This is a genomic window from Dermacoccus sp. MPR-E5 (genome assembly GCF_058809565.1).
Genome location: NZ_JBXASS010000007.1, coordinates 56,766 through 73,688 on the forward strand (window position 1 = coordinate 56,766; position 16,923 = coordinate 73,688).

Below are 16,923 nucleotides of genomic sequence, written 5' to 3' on the forward strand. Positions count from 1 at the left end.
GAGGATCGAGACATGACCCAGCTCACCAAGGGCGCCAACGTCGCCGTCCCCAGCGATGCCGTCAACATCGTCGTCACCTGGACGGCGGCACCCCAGGCGCCGACCGTCGACCTGTCCACCCTGCTCGTCACCGCCACCGGCAAGGTCCGTGACGACTCGGACTTCGTGTTCTACAACGCCCCGCAGCACGCGTCGGGCGCCGTGCGTCTCGGCCCCTCCTCGCCCGGATCCGCGTCTGTCGAAGCCCATCTCACGGGCGTCGAGGACGTCGTCGAACGCATCGTCGTCGTCCTCAGCGCTGACGGCGGCCCGTTCTCGCAGGTGCCCGGCCTCACCGTGCGCGTCGACGATGCGACGAGCGGCCAGGTCGTCGCCCAGTTCGGCGACATGGGCGCGACGAGCGAGACCGCCCTCGTCGCCGGCGAACTGTACCGACGCGCCGGCGCCTGGAAGTTCCGCGCCGTCGGCCAGGGCTGGGATTCCGGTCTCGCCGGCCTCGCCACCGACTTCGGCATCAGCGTCGACGACGCCCCCGAACAACCCTCGTCGTCAACGGCGCCGGCTGCCACCCCTGCGTCGGCTCCAGCCCCGGCACCGGCGCTCCGGCCTGCCGAGCCCTCGCAGGGCGAGCAGCCAGGCAGCGACACGAGCCAGCCGTACGCGGCGCCGGTGTCCCCGACGCCCGCGCCGCTACAGCCTCCACAGCAGCCGTCGGCACCGCAGCAGGCCCCCCTGCAGCCGCCCCACCAGCCCCAAGCTCCGCTTCAGGCCCCGCTTCCACAGCAGGCGCCGCTGCAGCCACCCCACCAGCCCCAGGCCCCGCAGTACGAACCCCTGCAGCCTCCGCACCACCAGCAGGCTCCGCAGCAGGTGCCCTCGCCGCAGATGGCACCGCCTCCCCAGATGGCGCCTCCCCAGATGGCGCCGCCTCAGATGCCCCTGGCCGCGCCGGCCACTCAGGCCGCGCCGTCGGTCGTCAACCTCGACAAGGGCCATGTGAGCCTGCGCAAGGGTGATCGCGTCAGCCTGACGAAGACGGGCGCGCCGCCGATGAGTCGCGTGTTCATGGGTCTCGGGTGGGATCCGGCAAAGCGCGGACGCAACATCGACCTCGATGCGTCCGTCATCGCCTTCGACGCGAACGGGCGTGAGCTGGAGATCGTCTGGTTCATGCACAAGAAGGAGTTCGGCGGCGCGATCGTGCATCTCGGTGACAACCTCACCGGCAAGGGCGACGGTGACGACGAGGTCATCACGCTCGACCTGACGGCGATTCCGCCCACCGTCATGCACCTGGCGTTCACGATCAACAGCTACTCGGGGCAGAAGTTCACGGACGTGCGCAACGCCTACGCCCGCCTCGTCGATGCGCAGTCGGGTGCCGAACTCGTGCGGTTCTCGCTCAGCGAGTCGGATCGCGCGACGGGTGTCGTCATCGCAGCGCTGAGCCGCACTCCGCAGGGCACGTGGGACATGCGCGCCATCGGCCAGTTCGCCAACGGCCGTACCGTCAAGAAGCTCGTCAAGCCGGCCGCGCAGATGCTCGGACTGTGACGACACACGTGTGAGGGGTGAGGGCCCGAAAGCCCTCACCCCTCACACGTCGCAGGAACTGCTCAGCCGACGTTGACGCCGAAGTCGCGCGCGATGCCCGCGAGACCGTCGGCGTAGCCCTGGCCGACGGCGCGGAACTTCCACTCGCCGTTGTTGCGGTAGACCTCACCGAAGATCATCGCCGTCTCCGTCGAGGCATCCTCCGTCAGGTCATAGCGCGCGAGCTCGGCGCCGTCAGCGCGGTTGACGACGCGGATGAACGCGTTCGCCACCTGCCCGAAGCTCTGCCCGCGCTGCGGCGCCTCGTAGATCGACACCGCGACGACGACGCGCTCGACGTTCTGCGAGAGCGTCGACAGGTCGACGTTGATCGACTCGTCGTCGCCCTCGCCCTCACCGGTGAGGTTGTCACCGGTGTGCTCGACGGCACCGTCAGGGCTGCGGAGGTTGTTGAAGAAGACGAAGTGCTGGTCGTCGATGACGCGGCCGTCAGCGCCGAGCAGCAGCGCCGAGGCGTCGAGGTCGAAGTCGGCGCCGGTCGTGGTGCGCACGTCCCAGCCGAGGCCGACCGTGATGGCCTGCAGGGACGGGGCCATCTTCGTCAGGGAGACATTGCCACCCTTGGAGAGCGAAACACCCATGAGATTTCTCCTCGTTCGATGTGAGTCGTACGGAACGTGCGTCGAGATCGAGCCGGACGCGACGCGTCAGCCGACGTTGACGCCGAAGTCGCGCGCGATGCCCGCGAGGCCGTTCGAGTACCCCTGGCCGACGGCGCGGAACTTCCACTCGTCGTTGTTGCGGTAGACCTCGCCGAAGATCATCGCCGTCTCGGTCGAGGCGTCCTCCGTCAGGTCGTAGCGCGCGAGCTCCGAGCCGCCAGCCGCGTTCATCACACGCATGAACGCGTTGCGCACCTGCCCGAAGGTCTGCTGGCGCGTCTCCGCATCGTAGATCGACACCGCGACGACGACCCGGTCGGCCTGCGGCGGCAGGCCCGACAGGCCGATCTTGATCTGCTCGTCGTCGCCCTCGCCCTCACCGGTGAGGTTGTCACCGGTGTGCTGGACGGTGCCGTCCGGGCTCGCGAGGTTGCCGTAGAAGACGAAGAAACCGTCGTCGATGACCTTGCCCGACGCGTCGACGACGATCGCCGAACCGTCGAGGTCGAATTCCGTGCCCGTCGTCGTCCGCGCGTCCCATCCGAGACCCACGACGACGTCGGTGAGACCGGCGGGCCCGGCCTCCTTGGTGAGTGAGACGTTTCCGCCCTTGGCGAGGCTGACAGCCATGACTGCTCCTTGATCACCTGATGCTCCGGTGGCCGCGACCAGCGTGACGCAGGTCTCGGCCCTTGCTCGTGACACTACCAACGCACGAGACGTTGCGAAGGTTGCAGCAGTACGCTCTGTGCGAACACTCGAACGCACCGACGAAGCCAGGGGAGGCCGTGACGATGGGCTTGTTCGATCGGCTCGGCGAGCGCGCATCGTCCTCAGCAGCCCCAGCGGCCCCATCCGCCCCCGAGCCCGGCTCGGTGGAGGCGATCGCCGCCGGCAACGTCACGCTGCTGCAGTTCCTGCGCCGCGAATCCGGCCGGATCCCCAACCGCGCCTACATCCTCGCGCGCACCATCGCCCAGCACCTCGACGACGTCGTCGCGGACCCGTCGGCTCACCTGCTCGACGTCGGCTCCCGCATCACCCTCGAACGCGTGGCGACGACCCACCTGCCCGACACGATCAACGCCTACCTCGCAGCCCGCACCATGCCCAACGCCGACGAACTCCTCGTCGAACAGCTCGCGACGCTCGAGGTCGCCGCGTCCAAGGCCGCCGCGCGCTCCATCGAAGCGGCGCGCGACGCGTTCCTCATCCAGGGCAGCTTCCTCGAGGACAAGTACGGTTCGTTCCATGTCTGATCTCGTCCCCGGCGCCAACGTCTCACTGCGCGAGGTCCCCGGCCTGCGCCTGCTGCGCATCAGCCTCGAATGGGACGCCGGACGCGAGAACGTCCTCGACGAACGTCTCGGCGTCGCCGCGCTCCCCCTCGTCGACGAGAAACTGCCCGGACGCAGCCACGTCGTGTTCGGCAACCAACCCACCTCACCCGAGCAGTCGACCCGCCTCGGCGCCTCGAACGGCGTCGTCGAGATCGACCTCGACGCCGTCCCCGCCGACGTCGGGCGCGTCGCCGTCATCGTCTTCATCCACCCGCGCCCCGGCGCCGCGCGCCGCTCCCTGTCGCAGCTGCGCTCGCTGCGCGCCGTCGTCACCGACGCGGAGAAGGGCACGCCCATCACCCGCTCCGTCGACCTCGCCAAGGGCGCCGGCAACGTCACCGCGCTCATCGCCGTCGAGGTGTACCGCCGCGGCAGTGAGTGGAAGGTCAAGGTCAACGGCCAGGGCTTCGACGGAGGACTCGACGCGGGCCTCGCGCAGTTCGGCCTGCCGGCATGAGTGACGGCTTCCTGCGTCCGCCCTCGGCGGCCGGCACGGGCACGCCGGACGGCCCGACGCTCGCGCCGCCCGGGATCTCCGCGCCCCCATCGACCACGGGCCCGTCGACCCTGGGCCCGGCGTCCGAGGCGGGGCAGGCGCAGCCCGCCGCCTCACCGAGCGCGTCCTCGCCGACGACGAGTGGCGCGCGTCCCTGGCTGTGGGTCCACACCGCGCGACCCAACCCTCTCGAGGCGCCGTCCGTGACGCCGGTGAGCACTGCGTCAGCACCGGCCACGACGGGCGCCCCTGCCGTCAGTCCGCCAGCGGCGGGCCACCGTTCTACGTCGGCCGGCAGCCCGCCCGGGCCTGCCGGCGCCTCCCGCACGCCGGCGTCGTTCCCGCCCGCGCGCGTGTGCCACGACGCACCTCGCGGCCTCGAGATGACAGGCGGGACGACGACGCAGCTCGACGGCGCGATCACCCTCGACCGTCTCGCCTCCGGTTACGGCGCCCTGACGATCTCGTGGTCGCTCACCGGTGAGGGCCGCGACCTTCTTGCGCTCGTCGACGGCTCCACCGTCGACCCGCGCGGCGACGAGTTCGTCATCGATCTGCTCCCCGGCCTCGATCGCGTGCTCATCTGCACGGGCACCGCGCGCGGCGTCGAGCTGCCCGAGTCGAGCATCATCGTGGCGAACGGTTCGACGCGCGTCGAGTGCCGCCTGCCCGCAGGCACGAGTTACGGCGTCTGGCCCCGCCTCAGCCTCGTCGGGGTCGACGAGTTCGTCGTCCTGCTCGACGAGCACGACCCCAGCTCCGGCGACCTCGGGCCCGTGGCCGCTGCCTACGGCCACGATGCGGCGACGTTCGTGCGCGCGGGACGCTGACGGCCACCCGTCCCCATCAGGACGAGTGGCCGCGCGCTGTTCGTGAGGGCTCAGCCGCCCAGGTGCTCGACCTGACCGCCGGCCGCCTCGATGCGCTTGTTGCGCACCAGAGAGCTGAGGTAGGCAGCGCCGATGAAGCCGACACCGATGAGCCCGGTGACGACCTCCGGCACCTCGTGCTTGATGCTGATGAGCAGGATCGCGGCCAGCGCTCCGATGGCCCACATCGCGCCGTGCTCGAGGTAGGCGTAATCGTCGAGCGTGCCCTGACGCACGAGGTACACCGTCAGCGACCGGATCCACATCGCCCCGACGCCGAGGCCGAGCGCGATGATGAAGATGTCCTGGCTGATGGCGAACGCGCCGATGACACCGTCGAACGAGAACGACGCGTCGAGCACCTCGAGGTACATGAACAGGAAGAACGCCGCCTTGCCCGCCGTGGTGCCAACACCCTTCGACGCGGGTGCCTGCGCCGCAGTGTCGCCGGCCTTCGTGGCGACGCTGCGCTCAGCGTCGTCATCGCCTGCCGCAGCGTCGTCGTCATCCTCGCCCTGGCTCTCGAACAGGTCACCGAGACCGCCGACGAGCAGGTACGTCATGAGGCCGAGGATGCCGGAGAACAGGACGGTGCCGGGCTCCTTCGCGAGCGTCTGCGACACGACGGCGAGCACGAGCAGCGCGACGACGACGGAGAGCTGATCGAGCTTGCCGATCTTGGCGAGGGGACGCTCGATGGGGCGCAGCCACTGCAGGTCGCGCTTCTCGAAGACGAAGTCGAGGAACAGCATCAGCAGGAACATGCCGCCGAACGCGGCGATGCTCGGGTGCGCATCGTGGAGCATGTGCGCGTATGTGCCGGGGGTCTCCTGGTCGCCGCCCTTGATGGCCAGGTCGATGGCCTCCATCGGCCCGACGTGACCCGTCAGGCACACGATGAGCAGGGGGAAGACCAGGCGCATGCCGAAGACGGCGATGAGGATGCCGACCGTCAGGAAGATTTTCTGCCAGAAGGCGTTCATCCGTTTGAGGATGGTCGCGTTGACGACGGCATTGTCGAAGCTCAGGGAGACCTCGAGCACGATGAGGATGGCGACGATGGCGAGGCCGGAGGGCCCACCGATCAGGAAGCCGCCGACCAGGCCGGCGATCGTGATGGCGGCGGACCATCCGAACGTCTTGAGGAGCATGAGGATCCGTTTCCGAAGGGGACGCGCCCGGCGACATCGGCACGGGCTGCGGGGTCATCGCTCAGCCTAGCCGCGCAGCGACGGGGAACGTCCGCGGCACGACGGAGCACCACCGTGTTTCACGTGAAACTTGGCGCCGCAGAGCCGGACGGGGAACGTTCCCCGGGCCTCAGCGCGTTGTCACCGGCGTGGACTAGGCTCGACGCAACCGAGATGTCTTGGCCGCGTGACCAAGGAGGAGCACGATGACGAACCCTGAACCCCAGCCCATGCTCGCCCCGCCGAAACCGGTCGACGTGGTCGAGCCCGAGAAGGCTGCGGCGATGGTGCCGATCGACGAGCAGCACAAGCAGCTCGCCGTCACGGAGGCGACGCAGACCGTCGCGAGGTTCGAGGAGATCGACCCCAACGACCCGGCGTTCCGCGCGCGGCTCAAGGAGATCACCAACATGGGCCGCGAGGAGTCCATGAAGGCTGCGCAGGTGAGCAACTCGATCCTGCAGCGCCCCTCCCTCGCCGGCAAGGACAGCGCCCAGAACAAGGTCGGCAACACCCTCGCCGAACTGCGTCAGACGGTCACCGACCTCGACCCGCACCGCGCCGACCTCAAGGGTGCGAAGAAGCTGCTCAAGTGGATGCCGGGCGGCGACAAGGTCGACCGCTACTTCATGAAGTACCAGTCGAGCCAGACCCACCTCAACGCCATCATCGCCGCGCTCGAATCGGGCCAGGACGACCTGCGCAAGGACAACGCCGGCATCCAGCTCGAGCAGACGCGCCTGTGGGAGTCGCTCATCCGCCTGCGCGACCTCGACGAGAAGATGACGCAGCTCGACGCCGCCATCGAGCAGCGCGTCGCCGAGCTCGGCGCCCGCGGTGAGACGGAGAAGGCCGACGCGATGAAGTCGCAGGTGCTCTTCACCGTCCGTCAGCGCCGTCAGGACCTCGCGACGGAGATCGCCGTCGCCACGCAGGGCTACATGTCGCTCGGGCTCGTCCTGCAGAACAACGACCAGCTCATCACGGCCGTCGACCGTGCCAAGTCGACGACGGTCGCCGCGCTCTACACGGCCGTCATCGTCTCCGAGGCGCTGGCGCGTCAGAAGCTCGTGCTCGACCAGATCAACGCCCTGCGCTCGACCACGTCGAACATGATCGAGTCGACGTCGCAGCAGCTGCGTCAGCAGGGCGCCGAGATCAACGCGAAGTCGACCGAGTCGCTCGTCGAGGTGCAGAAGCTCGAGAACGCGTTCACCAACGTCTTCGCGACGATGGACGCGATCGACTCCTACCGCAGCGCCGCGACGGACTCGATGGCCGCGACCATCACGTCCCTGCAGACGCAGATCAAGCGTGCAGAGCCGTACATGGAGCGCGCCCGCAAGCAGCAGCTCGAGAGCAACGAGAACATGCGCGGCCAGCTGCCCGGCGGGCCCGCCTGAGCCTCGTGACGCACCGCTTCGCAGGAAGGATCTGACGTGGGGTGGTTCTCGCGCGACGACGCGCGCCAGCAGCAGCCCAGCGGGACGACTCCGGGCACCGTCGAAGCCGTCGAGGCGGCGCTGCACCAGTACGTGCGGTGGCTGCGTTCCCTCGGCGCGCAGGTACCCGGGCGAGCGATGGTGCTGTGCCGTCTCATCGGCGACCACCTCGAGGACGTCGTCGCCGACCCGTCGGCGCGCCTGCTCGACGTGCAGACCCTCGTGACGCTGGAGCGCACCGCGAGCGCCCACGTGCCCGACACGATCAACGCCTACCTCGCGGCGCGCGGCGTCGCCGGGGCGCAGGACATGCTGATCCAGCAGCTCACGACCATCGAGCACGTCGCCTCGTCCGCGGCGTGCCGTTCGATCGACAACGCCCGCGACGCCCTGGAGATCCAGGGCGCGTTCTTGGAGGAGAAGTTCGGCCATGGCTGACGAATCCCGCGCGCCCGGCACCGGCGCCTCACTCGACGGCGTCCGCATCGTCTCGCTCGACGTGCGCTGGAACACCGGCGCGCAGACCGCGCTGGGCGACCGCATCGGCATCGCCGCGATGCCGCTCGTGCGCGACCGCGTCGAGAGCCGTGAGCACGTCGTGCACTCCAACCAGCCGGCCACCCCCGACGAGACGACGCGCCTCGGTATCTCCGACGGCGTTGTCGAGGTCGACCTCGCGGCAGCCCCCGCGGACGTGGAGCGCATCGTCATCCTCGCGTTCGTGCAGCCGCGCGCCAACGCCCCGAAGCGCACCCTCGACGAGGTGAGCAGCCTCGACGTCAGCGTGCGTGACGACGCCACGGGTCGCGAGATCACGCGCTCGGGCAACCTCGCGTCAGCGGCGGGGCCTGTGTCGGCGCTCGTCGTCGCGGAGGTCGTGCGAGGGGATGCCGGGTGGCGTGTCGAGTTCACCGGCCGCGGCTACGAAGCCGGCCTCGACGCCGCGATGCAGCAGGCCGGGAGCCGGCTGTGACGCTGCAGCCACCGCCCGGTTACGGCTCAGGGCAGGGGGATTCGTCGCCCACTCCATCGTCGGGGGGCGCTTTCTCACTTCCCGGAGGCACCGAGGGCTACGCGCAGGATCAGCCAGACCAGGTGCAGCCCCCGACGCCGGCGCCGCTACCTGCGGACGCACCGGAGGACGCGCCGTCCGAGCGCCGCGTGCCGGATTCGCAGCTCGGCAACCCCGATGGTGCCTGGCTGCGCGTTCTCGCGCGGCAGACGAGCCCGTCGGTGACGGACATGGCCCCGTCCCCGGGCGAGCAGGGCGTCGCGGTGGGACAAGGCGGCGAAGCGCCCGCTCCGAGTGGGCGGGTCGAGGTCGTGCCGGCACGTCGACGCCCGTCTCCGCCGCCGCTGGGCGTCAGCGTCGTCGGTGGGCGCGCGGTGAAGCTGCACCGCGTCGCCGCCCTCGACCGGCTTGCCTCGGGCGTCGGCTACCTGACGGTCGAATGGCTCGTGCGTCGGCGTGGTCTTGACCTGCTCGCGCTGCAGGACGGCTCGAGCGTCACCCCACGCGGCAACACGCTGACGATCGACATGACACAGCCGATGAACCGCGTGCTCATCGCCACGGGGACGCAAGGCACGATGCCGCTGCCGCCGTCGGAGATGCGGGTGAGCAATGGTGCGACGCAGGTCATCGTCCCGATCGATGGGGGCACGAGCCTCGGCGTCTGGCCGCGCCTGACACTGACGCGCGTCGACGAGTTCGTCGTCATCCGCCACGAGCACGACCCGCTGTCCGGTGTGCTCGGGGCCGTCGCGTCGGCGTACGGCTACGACGAGCGCTCGTTCGCCATAACGCACACGCACCTGTTGGGCTGACGTCCGTCGCGCTCGCCTGGAGGCCGCGTCGCCGGCCCACGCGCACCTTCCACGGCTGAGGGCCGAAACCCTGCAATGCAGAGTTTCGGCCCTCAACTCGTCTCGTGAGAGCTGCGATCCCGCAGCGCGCGGTCTCGGCTCCGAAGGAATCAGTCGACGTCGATCGGTGACGCGGCCACCTTCGGCGCGTCGTCGTGGCGCAGTTCGTGCTCGAGCGCCTCGAGTTCGCTGACGCCGGCCATCTGCGCCGTCAGCTCGTCGAGGCCGATCTCGCGCTTCGACGCATCGAGCGTCACGCGGCCGAGCTTCAGGACGACAAAGTGGTCGCCGACCAGGTAGGCGTGGTGCGGGTTGTGCGTGATGAGCACGACGCCGAGGCCGGCGTCACGCGCCGCCATGATGTATTTCAGAACGACGCCGGATTGCTTGACGCCGAGCGCGGCCGTCGGCTCGTCGAGGATGATGACCTTGGCGCCGAAGTAGATGGCTCGGGCGATGGCGAGACACTGCTTCTGCCCGCCCGAGAGGCCACCGACGGGCCGGTCGAGGTCGGGCACGGCGATGCCCATCTTCGTCAGTTCCTCGTCGCAGACGGCCTTCATGCGCTTGATGTCGAGCGCTCCGAACGGGCCCTTCGTCAACTCGTTGCCGAGGAAGAAGTTGCGCCACACCGACTGCAGCGGCGCGAGCGCGAGATCCTGGTAAACCGTCGCGATACCGGACGAGAGCGACTGGCGCGGTGACGAGAAGTGGCGCACCTCGCCGTCGACGACCATCTCGCCGCTCGTGTAGTCGTGCAGGCCCGACATGATCTTGATGAGCGTCGACTTGCCGGCACCGTTGTCACCGAGCACGCACGTCACCTCGCCGGGTCGGACGGTGAGGTCGACGCCACGCAGGGCGTCGACGTTGCCGTAGGCCTTGCCGACGTCGACGAGCTGGACGATGGCGGTGTCATCGTGGGAGTTCACGCCGGTGGCGCCCCTCGTCTCGCCCGCGCTGTCCGTGCCCGAGGAGGCCGTTTCACGTGAAACATCAACCGCGGGGGACGCGGTGCGTTCAGCCGACGCTGTTCGGGTCTCTTCGGCCGCCTCGCGTCGGGGGGCAGCGTCATCCGGCATCACCGACTGCGTCGCGCCAGCAGTGTCACCCGTGCCCGGCCTTCCCGTTGCGCCCGGGCGGCGGCGGCCGTCGTCACCGGTCTTGATGCGGATCATCGGGCGTCCGCCTTTCGCTTGACGTAGGTGTTGAGGAGCACGGCGGCGAGCAGCATGACGCCGAGGAACGTCTTGAACCAGTCGGGGTTCCAGCCGGCGTAGTTGATGCCGAGCTGCGTCATGCCGAACATGAGCGCACCGAAGCTCGCACCGACCGCGGAGCCGTAGCCGCCCGTCAGCAGACAGCCACCGACGACAGCCGCGATGATGTAGATGAACTCGTTGCCGATGCCCTCACCGGACTGCACCTGGTTGAACGCGAACAGCAGGTGCATGCCCGACAGCCAGGCGCAGAACCCGACGAACATGTAGAGCCCGACGCGCACCTTCCACACGGGCACACCGACGGCGCGGGCCGCTTTCTCGTCGTCGCCGATGGCGAAGATCCAGTTGCCGACCTTGGTGCGCAGCAGCACGAAGGCGGCGATGATCGTCAGGACGATCCAGAACAGCACCGGGATCTTGAGGTTGACCGGCCCGATCTTCATCGAGGCCGCGAAGAATGCGTGCGCGGAGTCGAAACCGGCCATGTCGGAGATGTCGTTGCTCGCGACGCCACCCGTGACGGAGCGCGTCACGCCGAGGTTGACGCCCTGCAGGACGAAGAACGTCGCGAGCGTGATGAGGAAGCTCGGCAAACCGCTGCGGTTGAGCATGAACCCGTTGAGCGCACCGATGGCGAGCGCGATGAGCAGGCTCAACCCGACTGCGGCCCACACGTGGAAGTTGAAGTACCAGGCGAGCAGCGACGCCGACAGCCCCGCCGTCGTCACCGCGACACCGGCCGACAGGTCGAACTCGCCCGCCACCATGAGCAGCGCGACGGGCACGGCCATGATGCCGATCGTCGCGGACTGATAGAGGATCGTGCCGGTGTTTGCCATGTGACGGAACGGCTCGGCGACGAGGAGGAAGAACACGGCGATCGCGAGAACCCCGAACAGGGCACCGATCTCGGGGCGTGACAGGTAGCGCGCGAGGACGTTGCGGTTGCGGACGCGGTCGTCCGCTGAGCTGGCGGGCGCGGGCGTCGCCGGTGACGAACTCGGCTCGCTCGACGTGGCAGGAGTCGACACGCGAGGCTCCCTTTCGAGTGTGCGGGCAGGCGAAGGGGTACCTTCACCGTCCTTCATGGTAGAGGACAGGTGTATCGAACCGATACATTTCCCGACCGCGCCGCGCGGCGCTCGCTCACTGAAGGACGACGAGGACGTCGCCCTCCTGCACGACGTCACCGGGCTGGACGCGGATCTCGACGACGGTGCCCGGCTCCTCGGGGACGACGGGGATCTCCATCTTCATCGACTCGAGCAGGACGAGTTCGTCACCGGCCTCGACGCGCTGGCCGACGCTCACCGCGATGGAGTGGACGTTCGCGACGAGGTCGGATGCGATGTGTTGTGTGCCCATGCCAGCATCGTGGCAGAGGCGCGCTGTTACCCGCGCGTTCGCGGCGTCAAGCCGACGAGGCCGTTCGTCGAACCCGTGACGTGATGGGTGAGAGCGCGGTGACGGCGCGTCAGCGAACTCGCCGACGGCTGCACCTGCGACGTGCCTGCTGCCGCGCTCGACGGCGACGTCGCCTGCTGCGACGTCGAACCCGCCGAGGCCGCGAACATGGGGAACGTCTTGCCCATCCAGGTGAACACGTCGGGGAACGTCGTCTCCCACACGCCGACGCGGTGACCGGCGTGCGGCAGGTCGACCTGCGTGACGTCATACGCCGTCGCCGCCTTGATGAACGCCTCGCTCGAGGCGCCCGACAGCTTGTCCGCGCCCGAGACGAGCACCCACAGCGACTGCGGGTGCGGGTTCTTCTTGACCTGCTCGATGAGGTTGTAACGCTCGGGGACCTTGCCGTTGAACGGGTTCCACGTGTCGAACTGCGGCGAATAGTACCCACCGAGGCTCGCGCCACCCGCGTAACGGTCGGGGTGCAGGATCGTCGCCATCGACGAGCACCAACCGCCGGCCGAGACACCGATCGTCGTCCACGCCTCGCGGCTGGCCTGTGCACGGAAGTTCTGCGTGATGTAGTCGGGCACCATCGACGTCAGCCACGTCTCCATGTTGAGGCCACCGCCGTCGACGCACTCGGTGTCGATACCGGCCGGCATCTCCTGCGGCACGATGATGATGGCGTCACGCATCGCGCCGCGACTCACCGCGTCACGCAGCGAGGCGTCGAGGTGGAAGACGCGCTGGTAGTCGAGGGTGCCACCGGGCATGCCGTGGAAGGCCTCGATGACGGGGTACGTGCGCTTCGTGTCACTCGTGTACGACGGCGGCAGCCACACCATGACACGGCCGATGTCCTTGCCCTGCATGCGGATACCGGGGATGTTGATCTTGATCCACTGCCCCGTGGAGGACGGCTTGAGGTGCAGCCCGGCCTCGTAGCGGGCGCGCTGGGCGGCGTACTTCGCGTCGGCGGCGGCGTCGGTCTGACGTGCCTGCTGCAGCGCTTCGTTCTTCTGCTCCTGGGTACGCGCCTTGCCGTGCGTGTGCTGCTCGATGGTGGGCGGTGTGCCGGTGACGGCGGCCTGCACGTCCTGCCAGGACGAGTACCACCCGTACTTCGAGTTGAGCGTCACGACGGCCGCGAGCACGAGCACGAACGTGCTCGTCAACATGCCACCGAGGCGCATCGCGACGTGCTTGAGCGAGCGCGTGCCGAACGCGTGACCCCGCAGCGCCACGAACAGCGTGATGAGCAAGCCCAGAATCCAGATCATGACCGCGAACGTCATGCTGTCCGGCTCGATCATCTCCCCGCCCTTCCCCTTGCGCGCCCCGCGGTTCGGGGCGTCGACGACGAGCTCTTGTGAAGTCCAACCCTCAGCACATCACATCCAGGTGAACGCCAGCTGAGGCGGGCCAGAACCACACGTGGGTGCGCGTCGGGCCGAGACCGCGCCGCGCGAGTCGGGCGCACCGCTCAGCGGCGTCCGGACTTCGCGTACTTCTCGACGTCGGCGACGTTCGACTTGTCGATGAACGCGGGCCCCGTGAGCACGGGCTGGCCACCACCGACGATGTTGCCGTTGTTCTTGCGCAGCCACAACGCATCGACGGCGAGGTATCCCTGCAGGTACGGCTGCTGGTCGACCGCCCACTGGATCGTGCCCGCCTTGATCGCGCCGAGCACCTCGTTGCTCGTGTCGAACGTGTAGACCTTGGCGTCCGAGCTCGCGTCCTTGACCGACTTCGTCGCCGCCATCGCGTACGGGCCGCCGAGGCCGAGGACGGCATCGATCGTCTTGTCCTGCTGCAGCTTGCTCGTGATCGCACTCTGCACGCTCGGCATGTCCGTGCCGTTGACGTAGATGTTCTCCGTCGCGTCGAACTTGCTCTTGACGCCCGCACAGCGATCCATGTGGCCGACGTTGCCCTGCTCGTGGATGACGCACAGCACCTTCTTGGCGCCGCCGCTCTTGAGCTTGTCGCCTGCCGCCTCGCCGGCGATCTTCTCGTCCTGGCCGAAGTAGCTCTCGACGCCCATCTTCTTCCAGTCGTCCAGGCCGCCGTTGAGCGCGACGACGGGGATGCCCGCCTTCTTCGCCGCCTCCACGGAGCCCTTCATGGCATCCGGCTTCGCGAGCGTCAGGGCGATGCCGTCGACCTTCTTGTCGACGGCCTGCTGCACGAGGTTCGACTGCTTCGAACCGTCCGGGTCGGAGGTGTACTCGAGCTTGACGTTGTCCTTCGCCGCCGCATCCTCGGCGCCCTTGCGCACGATGTCCCAGAACGTGTCACCCGGGCCCGAGTGCGTGACGAGAGCGACCGTCATCGTCGGAGTGTTCGCGTGACCGGCGTTGTTCGACGCCTCTTCGACCGCCTTGCGCCCACCCGTGGAACTGCACGCGGCGAGCGAGGTGGCGAGCACGGCGACACTCGCCATCGTCAGGGACTTGCGCATGTGGATGATCCTTCTCCGGGGCGCCGACGGCGCGGACGTGACTATCAGCGTCCATTGTGCCCCACCTGATGTCTCGGTTCGATACATCGCGGGTCGGCGGGGTGCCTGTGTCGGCGGTGGGGCGTGGGTGCCCGGTGGGCCAGGGCGCTGTCAGGATGGCGGGTAAGTCACGCGTCGGCAGGTAACTGCGCGCCTACCTGTGAGTTACTCGCCACCTCGTGGTGCGGGTGAAGCGACGTTGCGCCCGCGTCGGCCCGCACGGGCGTCGAGAAGTGCCCAGGCGATCCACAGCGCGCCGGCGACGACGTACGTGTTGCCCAAGACCTTCTGGACGAGGCTCCACGACAACTCGGCGTCCTCGTAGTGAGGTGGCCACCACGTCGAGCGCGAGACGAAGACGAGCAGCCACACCATGAGGAGCGCACCCGTGGCGACGGCCCAGCCGGGCGCACGCTCGGCGGCACCGATGCCCCGCGCGTCGCCATGGTCTACGTCATCGGCCGCATGCTCGCCATTGCCCCCGCGCGCACCCCGGAGCTGACGGACGAGCGCCGCCACGAGCACGAGAGCGGCCGGCCACGCCCAGACCCAGTGATGGCTCCACGAGATCGGCGACATCGCGAGCATCCCGAACGACGCGGCGATCACCGACTCGAGTTCATGACCGCGACGGTGGAGGTAGGAAGCCGCGACGAGCGCCGCCAGACCCGCGAGCGCCTGCGCCACGAGGACGACGGCGTGCGGCAGAGGCCCACCGGCCCACCGCGGCAGCACCCCGGTGAGGGCCTGGTTACCGGCGAAGAAGGCCGAACCCACGCGCGACGGATCGCGCACCGCGTCCGTCCAGAACACCGTCGCGCCGTGCGGATTGAACAAGAACCCCACCGCGACGGTGGCGGCGAACGTCGCGCACACCGTCGCCGCAGCCCGGAACTGCCGCGTGAACACCAGGTAGGCGACGAAGAACAGCGGCGTCAGCTTCAACCCCGCAGCCAGACCGACCATGACACCGCGCGCACGATGACGGCCCGTCAGATCGAGCAGACACAACGCCAGCACGATGAGGTTGACCTGCCCGAACGAGAACGTCGCCCACACCGGCTCGAATGCGATCGCCAGCACGCCGACCGGGATGAACCACCACCGCATCCCTCGGCCACGACGCCCGAGGCGGGACGCGGCGGACAGCGCGCGCCGCGTGACGAGCATGAGCGCGGCGCACGACGTCGCCGTCACGAGCGTGGCTGCCACGGGGAACGGCAGGTGCCCGAGCGGCGCCATCACCATCGCGCCGAAGGGCGGGTACGTGAACGGCAACGACGCGACGGGGTACTGCTGGTCGTAGAGGTCGGGCGAGAACGCGTGCCGAGCCCCCAGGAGATAGACGCGCAGATCGATGAGCCACGTGTCCGGATCTTGCGCGGCCAGCTTGTGCAGGATGAACGCGGTGACGGCTGCGATGGCGAGCAGCGCCCCGGCGACAAGCGCGGCCCCGGAGCGCATCCGGGTGCGACGGTCGCAGGAGCTGGCCTCGGCCGGCGGCTCAGAATGCACCGAATCGCGAGCCGGGGGTTCGACCATGGTTCTGGTCATGGGACGTCGACGCGCGCGGCGAGATCGGGGTAGGTGAGCACGAGGCCATGATCGTCGACGGTGAGGTCGACGCTGACGTCGCGCGTCGCCGAGCGGTAGTGCACGACCGAGAACACACGCGGGTCGAGCACCGTCATCGCCTCCGTCAGCGCCTGCGGACCCGACGAGTACACCTGCGGCGACGGCATGACAGCGAGATCCGGAAGGCGCACCCACGCCGTCGTGATCGGCCGTTCCCCGACGCCGGCAGCGTCGACCCCGAGACGACGGATCGGCATCGTGTTCGTCACCGGGCAGCCGCCGAGGTCGACGTCGACGGCGTCGCTGAGGAGCAGTTCCATGCCGTCCTCCATGCCGAGCGGGGCCAGCCAACCGGGCGCGTCGCCCGACCCGTCACCCTCCCAGCGCCACAGCGAGCGAGCTCCGTCGTCACGGCGCCAGAGGTTGAGGTGGCGTTGCCACACCCGCTCCCGCCAGCCGCCCTCGTCCGCTGTTTCACGTGAAACGTCGTCGGTTTCAGGTGAAACAGGCACGTAGCCCTCCGCGTCGAGCGTCACGAACTTCGTGCGCCAGCGTGAATCCACGACGAGATCCCACTGCACGCGCCACGTCTCCGTGGACTGACGTCCGGTCGCGACGAACCCGCCTTCCTCGGCGAAGTCGATCGACGCCACGTCAAGACGCGTCTCGTCGTCGAGGCCCTGCCACGCCACGTCCACTGCAGTCATGGCACCAGCTTGTCAGGCACGCCAGCCGTGACGGCGGCAACACGCCCGTCGCAGTCCACGTCACCCGCCATCGGCCCGCGACGCGC

18 protein-coding genes are annotated in these 16,923 nt (G+C 69.0%); 8 read left to right on the forward strand and 10 right to left on the reverse strand.

Annotated features, from left to right (window positions below; genetic code table 11):
• Positions 1-12: 12 nt before the first annotated feature.
• Complete coding sequence (locus tag AC1RS9_RS06965; RefSeq protein WP_492920944.1) at positions 13-1,554, forward strand: TerD family protein; 1,542 nt, start codon at positions 13-15, stop codon at positions 1,552-1,554.
• 62 nt (positions 1,555-1,616) lie between these two features.
• On the opposite strand, the gene AC1RS9_RS06970 is transcribed toward AC1RS9_RS06965, so the two are convergent.
• Both AC1RS9_RS06970 and AC1RS9_RS06975 read right to left on the reverse strand, forming a co-directional pair.
• On the reverse strand, positions 1,617-2,195 hold the full coding sequence (locus tag AC1RS9_RS06970) for a TerD family protein (protein ID WP_038566204.1): 579 nt from the start codon (positions 2,193-2,195) through the stop codon (positions 1,617-1,619).
• A gap of 66 nt (positions 2,196-2,261) precedes the next feature.
• A complete protein-coding gene (locus AC1RS9_RS06975) occupies positions 2,262-2,846 on the reverse strand; it encodes a TerD family protein (RefSeq protein WP_165584334.1) in 585 nt (194 codons plus the stop codon).
• 245 nt (positions 2,847-3,091) lie between these two features.
• Between AC1RS9_RS06975 and AC1RS9_RS06980 the strand changes: the two genes are divergently transcribed.
• Genes AC1RS9_RS06980 through AC1RS9_RS06990 form a run of 3 tightly spaced genes read left to right on the forward strand, consistent with a single transcriptional unit; the run spans position 3,092 to position 4,882 of the window.
• Positions 3,092-3,475 (forward strand): hypothetical protein, encoded by a 384-nt coding sequence (locus tag AC1RS9_RS06980; protein WP_492920947.1) that lies wholly within the window; start codon positions 3,092-3,094, stop codon positions 3,473-3,475.
• The gene (locus tag AC1RS9_RS06985) at positions 3,468-4,013 is read left to right on the forward strand and encodes a TerD family protein (RefSeq protein WP_492920949.1); all 546 of its coding nucleotides are present in this window, start codon (positions 3,468-3,470) and stop codon (positions 4,011-4,013) included. The genes AC1RS9_RS06980 and AC1RS9_RS06985 overlap by 8 nt, the downstream gene beginning before the upstream one ends.
• Positions 4,010-4,882, forward strand: coding sequence for a hypothetical protein (locus AC1RS9_RS06990; RefSeq protein ID WP_492920951.1), 873 nt, complete (start codon positions 4,010-4,012; stop codon positions 4,880-4,882). Before AC1RS9_RS06985 ends, AC1RS9_RS06990 begins: the two co-directional genes overlap by 4 nt.
• 50 nt (positions 4,883-4,932) lie before the next feature.
• Here AC1RS9_RS06990 and AC1RS9_RS06995 read toward each other — a convergent pair whose 3' ends face one another.
• Positions 4,933-6,072 (reverse strand): DUF475 domain-containing protein, encoded by a 1,140-nt coding sequence (locus AC1RS9_RS06995; RefSeq protein ID WP_006944707.1) that lies wholly within the window; start codon positions 6,070-6,072, stop codon positions 4,933-4,935.
• Positions 6,073-6,317: 245 nt separating this feature from the next.
• Here AC1RS9_RS06995 and AC1RS9_RS07000 point away from each other — a divergent pair, with 245 nt between their 5' ends.
• From AC1RS9_RS07000 to AC1RS9_RS07015, 4 genes are all read left to right on the forward strand, one after another.
• A complete protein-coding gene (locus tag AC1RS9_RS07000) occupies positions 6,318-7,514 on the forward strand; it encodes a toxic anion resistance protein (RefSeq protein WP_006944600.1) in 1,197 nt (398 codons plus the stop codon).
• Positions 7,515-7,550: 36 nt separating this feature from the next.
• Positions 7,551-7,991: a hypothetical protein gene (locus AC1RS9_RS07005; RefSeq protein WP_492920953.1), complete on the forward strand. Its 441-nt coding sequence runs from the start codon at positions 7,551-7,553 to the stop codon at positions 7,989-7,991.
• Positions 7,984-8,526, forward strand: a complete 543-nt coding sequence (locus tag AC1RS9_RS07010) for a TerD family protein (RefSeq protein ID WP_062256911.1) — start codon at positions 7,984-7,986, stop codon at positions 8,524-8,526. The genes AC1RS9_RS07005 and AC1RS9_RS07010 overlap by 8 nt, the downstream gene beginning before the upstream one ends.
• Positions 8,527-8,648: 122 nt before the next feature.
• Complete coding sequence (locus AC1RS9_RS07015; RefSeq protein WP_062256910.1) at positions 8,649-9,380, forward strand: hypothetical protein; 732 nt, start codon at positions 8,649-8,651, stop codon at positions 9,378-9,380.
• 149 nt (positions 9,381-9,529) lie between these two features.
• On the opposite strand, the gene AC1RS9_RS07020 is transcribed toward AC1RS9_RS07015, so the two are convergent.
• The 7 genes from AC1RS9_RS07020 to AC1RS9_RS07050 all read right to left on the reverse strand — a co-directional run bounded on the left by AC1RS9_RS07020 (position 9,530) and on the right by AC1RS9_RS07050 (position 16,837).
• Positions 9,530-10,351, reverse strand: coding sequence for an ATP-binding cassette domain-containing protein (locus AC1RS9_RS07020; RefSeq protein ID WP_074040002.1), 822 nt, complete (start codon positions 10,349-10,351; stop codon positions 9,530-9,532).
• A gap of 242 nt (positions 10,352-10,593) precedes the next feature.
• Positions 10,594-11,673 (reverse strand): ABC transporter permease, encoded by a 1,080-nt coding sequence (locus tag AC1RS9_RS07025; RefSeq protein WP_006944611.1) that lies wholly within the window; start codon positions 11,671-11,673, stop codon positions 10,594-10,596.
• 115 nt (positions 11,674-11,788) lie between these two features.
• Positions 11,789-12,007: a biotin/lipoyl-binding carrier protein gene (locus AC1RS9_RS07030; protein ID WP_006944789.1), complete on the reverse strand. Its 219-nt coding sequence runs from the start codon at positions 12,005-12,007 to the stop codon at positions 11,789-11,791.
• A 26-nt stretch (positions 12,008-12,033) separates the two neighbouring features.
• On the reverse strand, positions 12,034-13,365 hold the full coding sequence (locus tag AC1RS9_RS07035; RefSeq protein ID WP_131940189.1) for an alpha/beta hydrolase: 1,332 nt from the start codon (positions 13,363-13,365) through the stop codon (positions 12,034-12,036).
• Positions 13,366-13,535: 170 nt separating this feature from the next.
• Positions 13,536-14,516, reverse strand: a complete 981-nt coding sequence (locus AC1RS9_RS07040; RefSeq protein ID WP_006944819.1) for a sugar ABC transporter substrate-binding protein — start codon at positions 14,514-14,516, stop codon at positions 13,536-13,538.
• A 204-nt stretch (positions 14,517-14,720) separates the two neighbouring features.
• Positions 14,721-16,019 carry a glycosyltransferase 87 family protein gene (locus AC1RS9_RS07045; protein ID WP_492920957.1) on the reverse strand — a complete coding sequence of 433 codons (1,299 nt, stop codon included), beginning with the start codon at positions 16,017-16,019 and terminating at the stop codon, positions 14,721-14,723.
• Between the two features lie 86 nt (positions 16,020-16,105).
• On the reverse strand, positions 16,106-16,837 hold the full coding sequence (locus AC1RS9_RS07050; protein WP_082740586.1) for a putative glycolipid-binding domain-containing protein: 732 nt from the start codon (positions 16,835-16,837) through the stop codon (positions 16,106-16,108).
• Positions 16,838-16,923 lie beyond the last annotated feature (86 nt).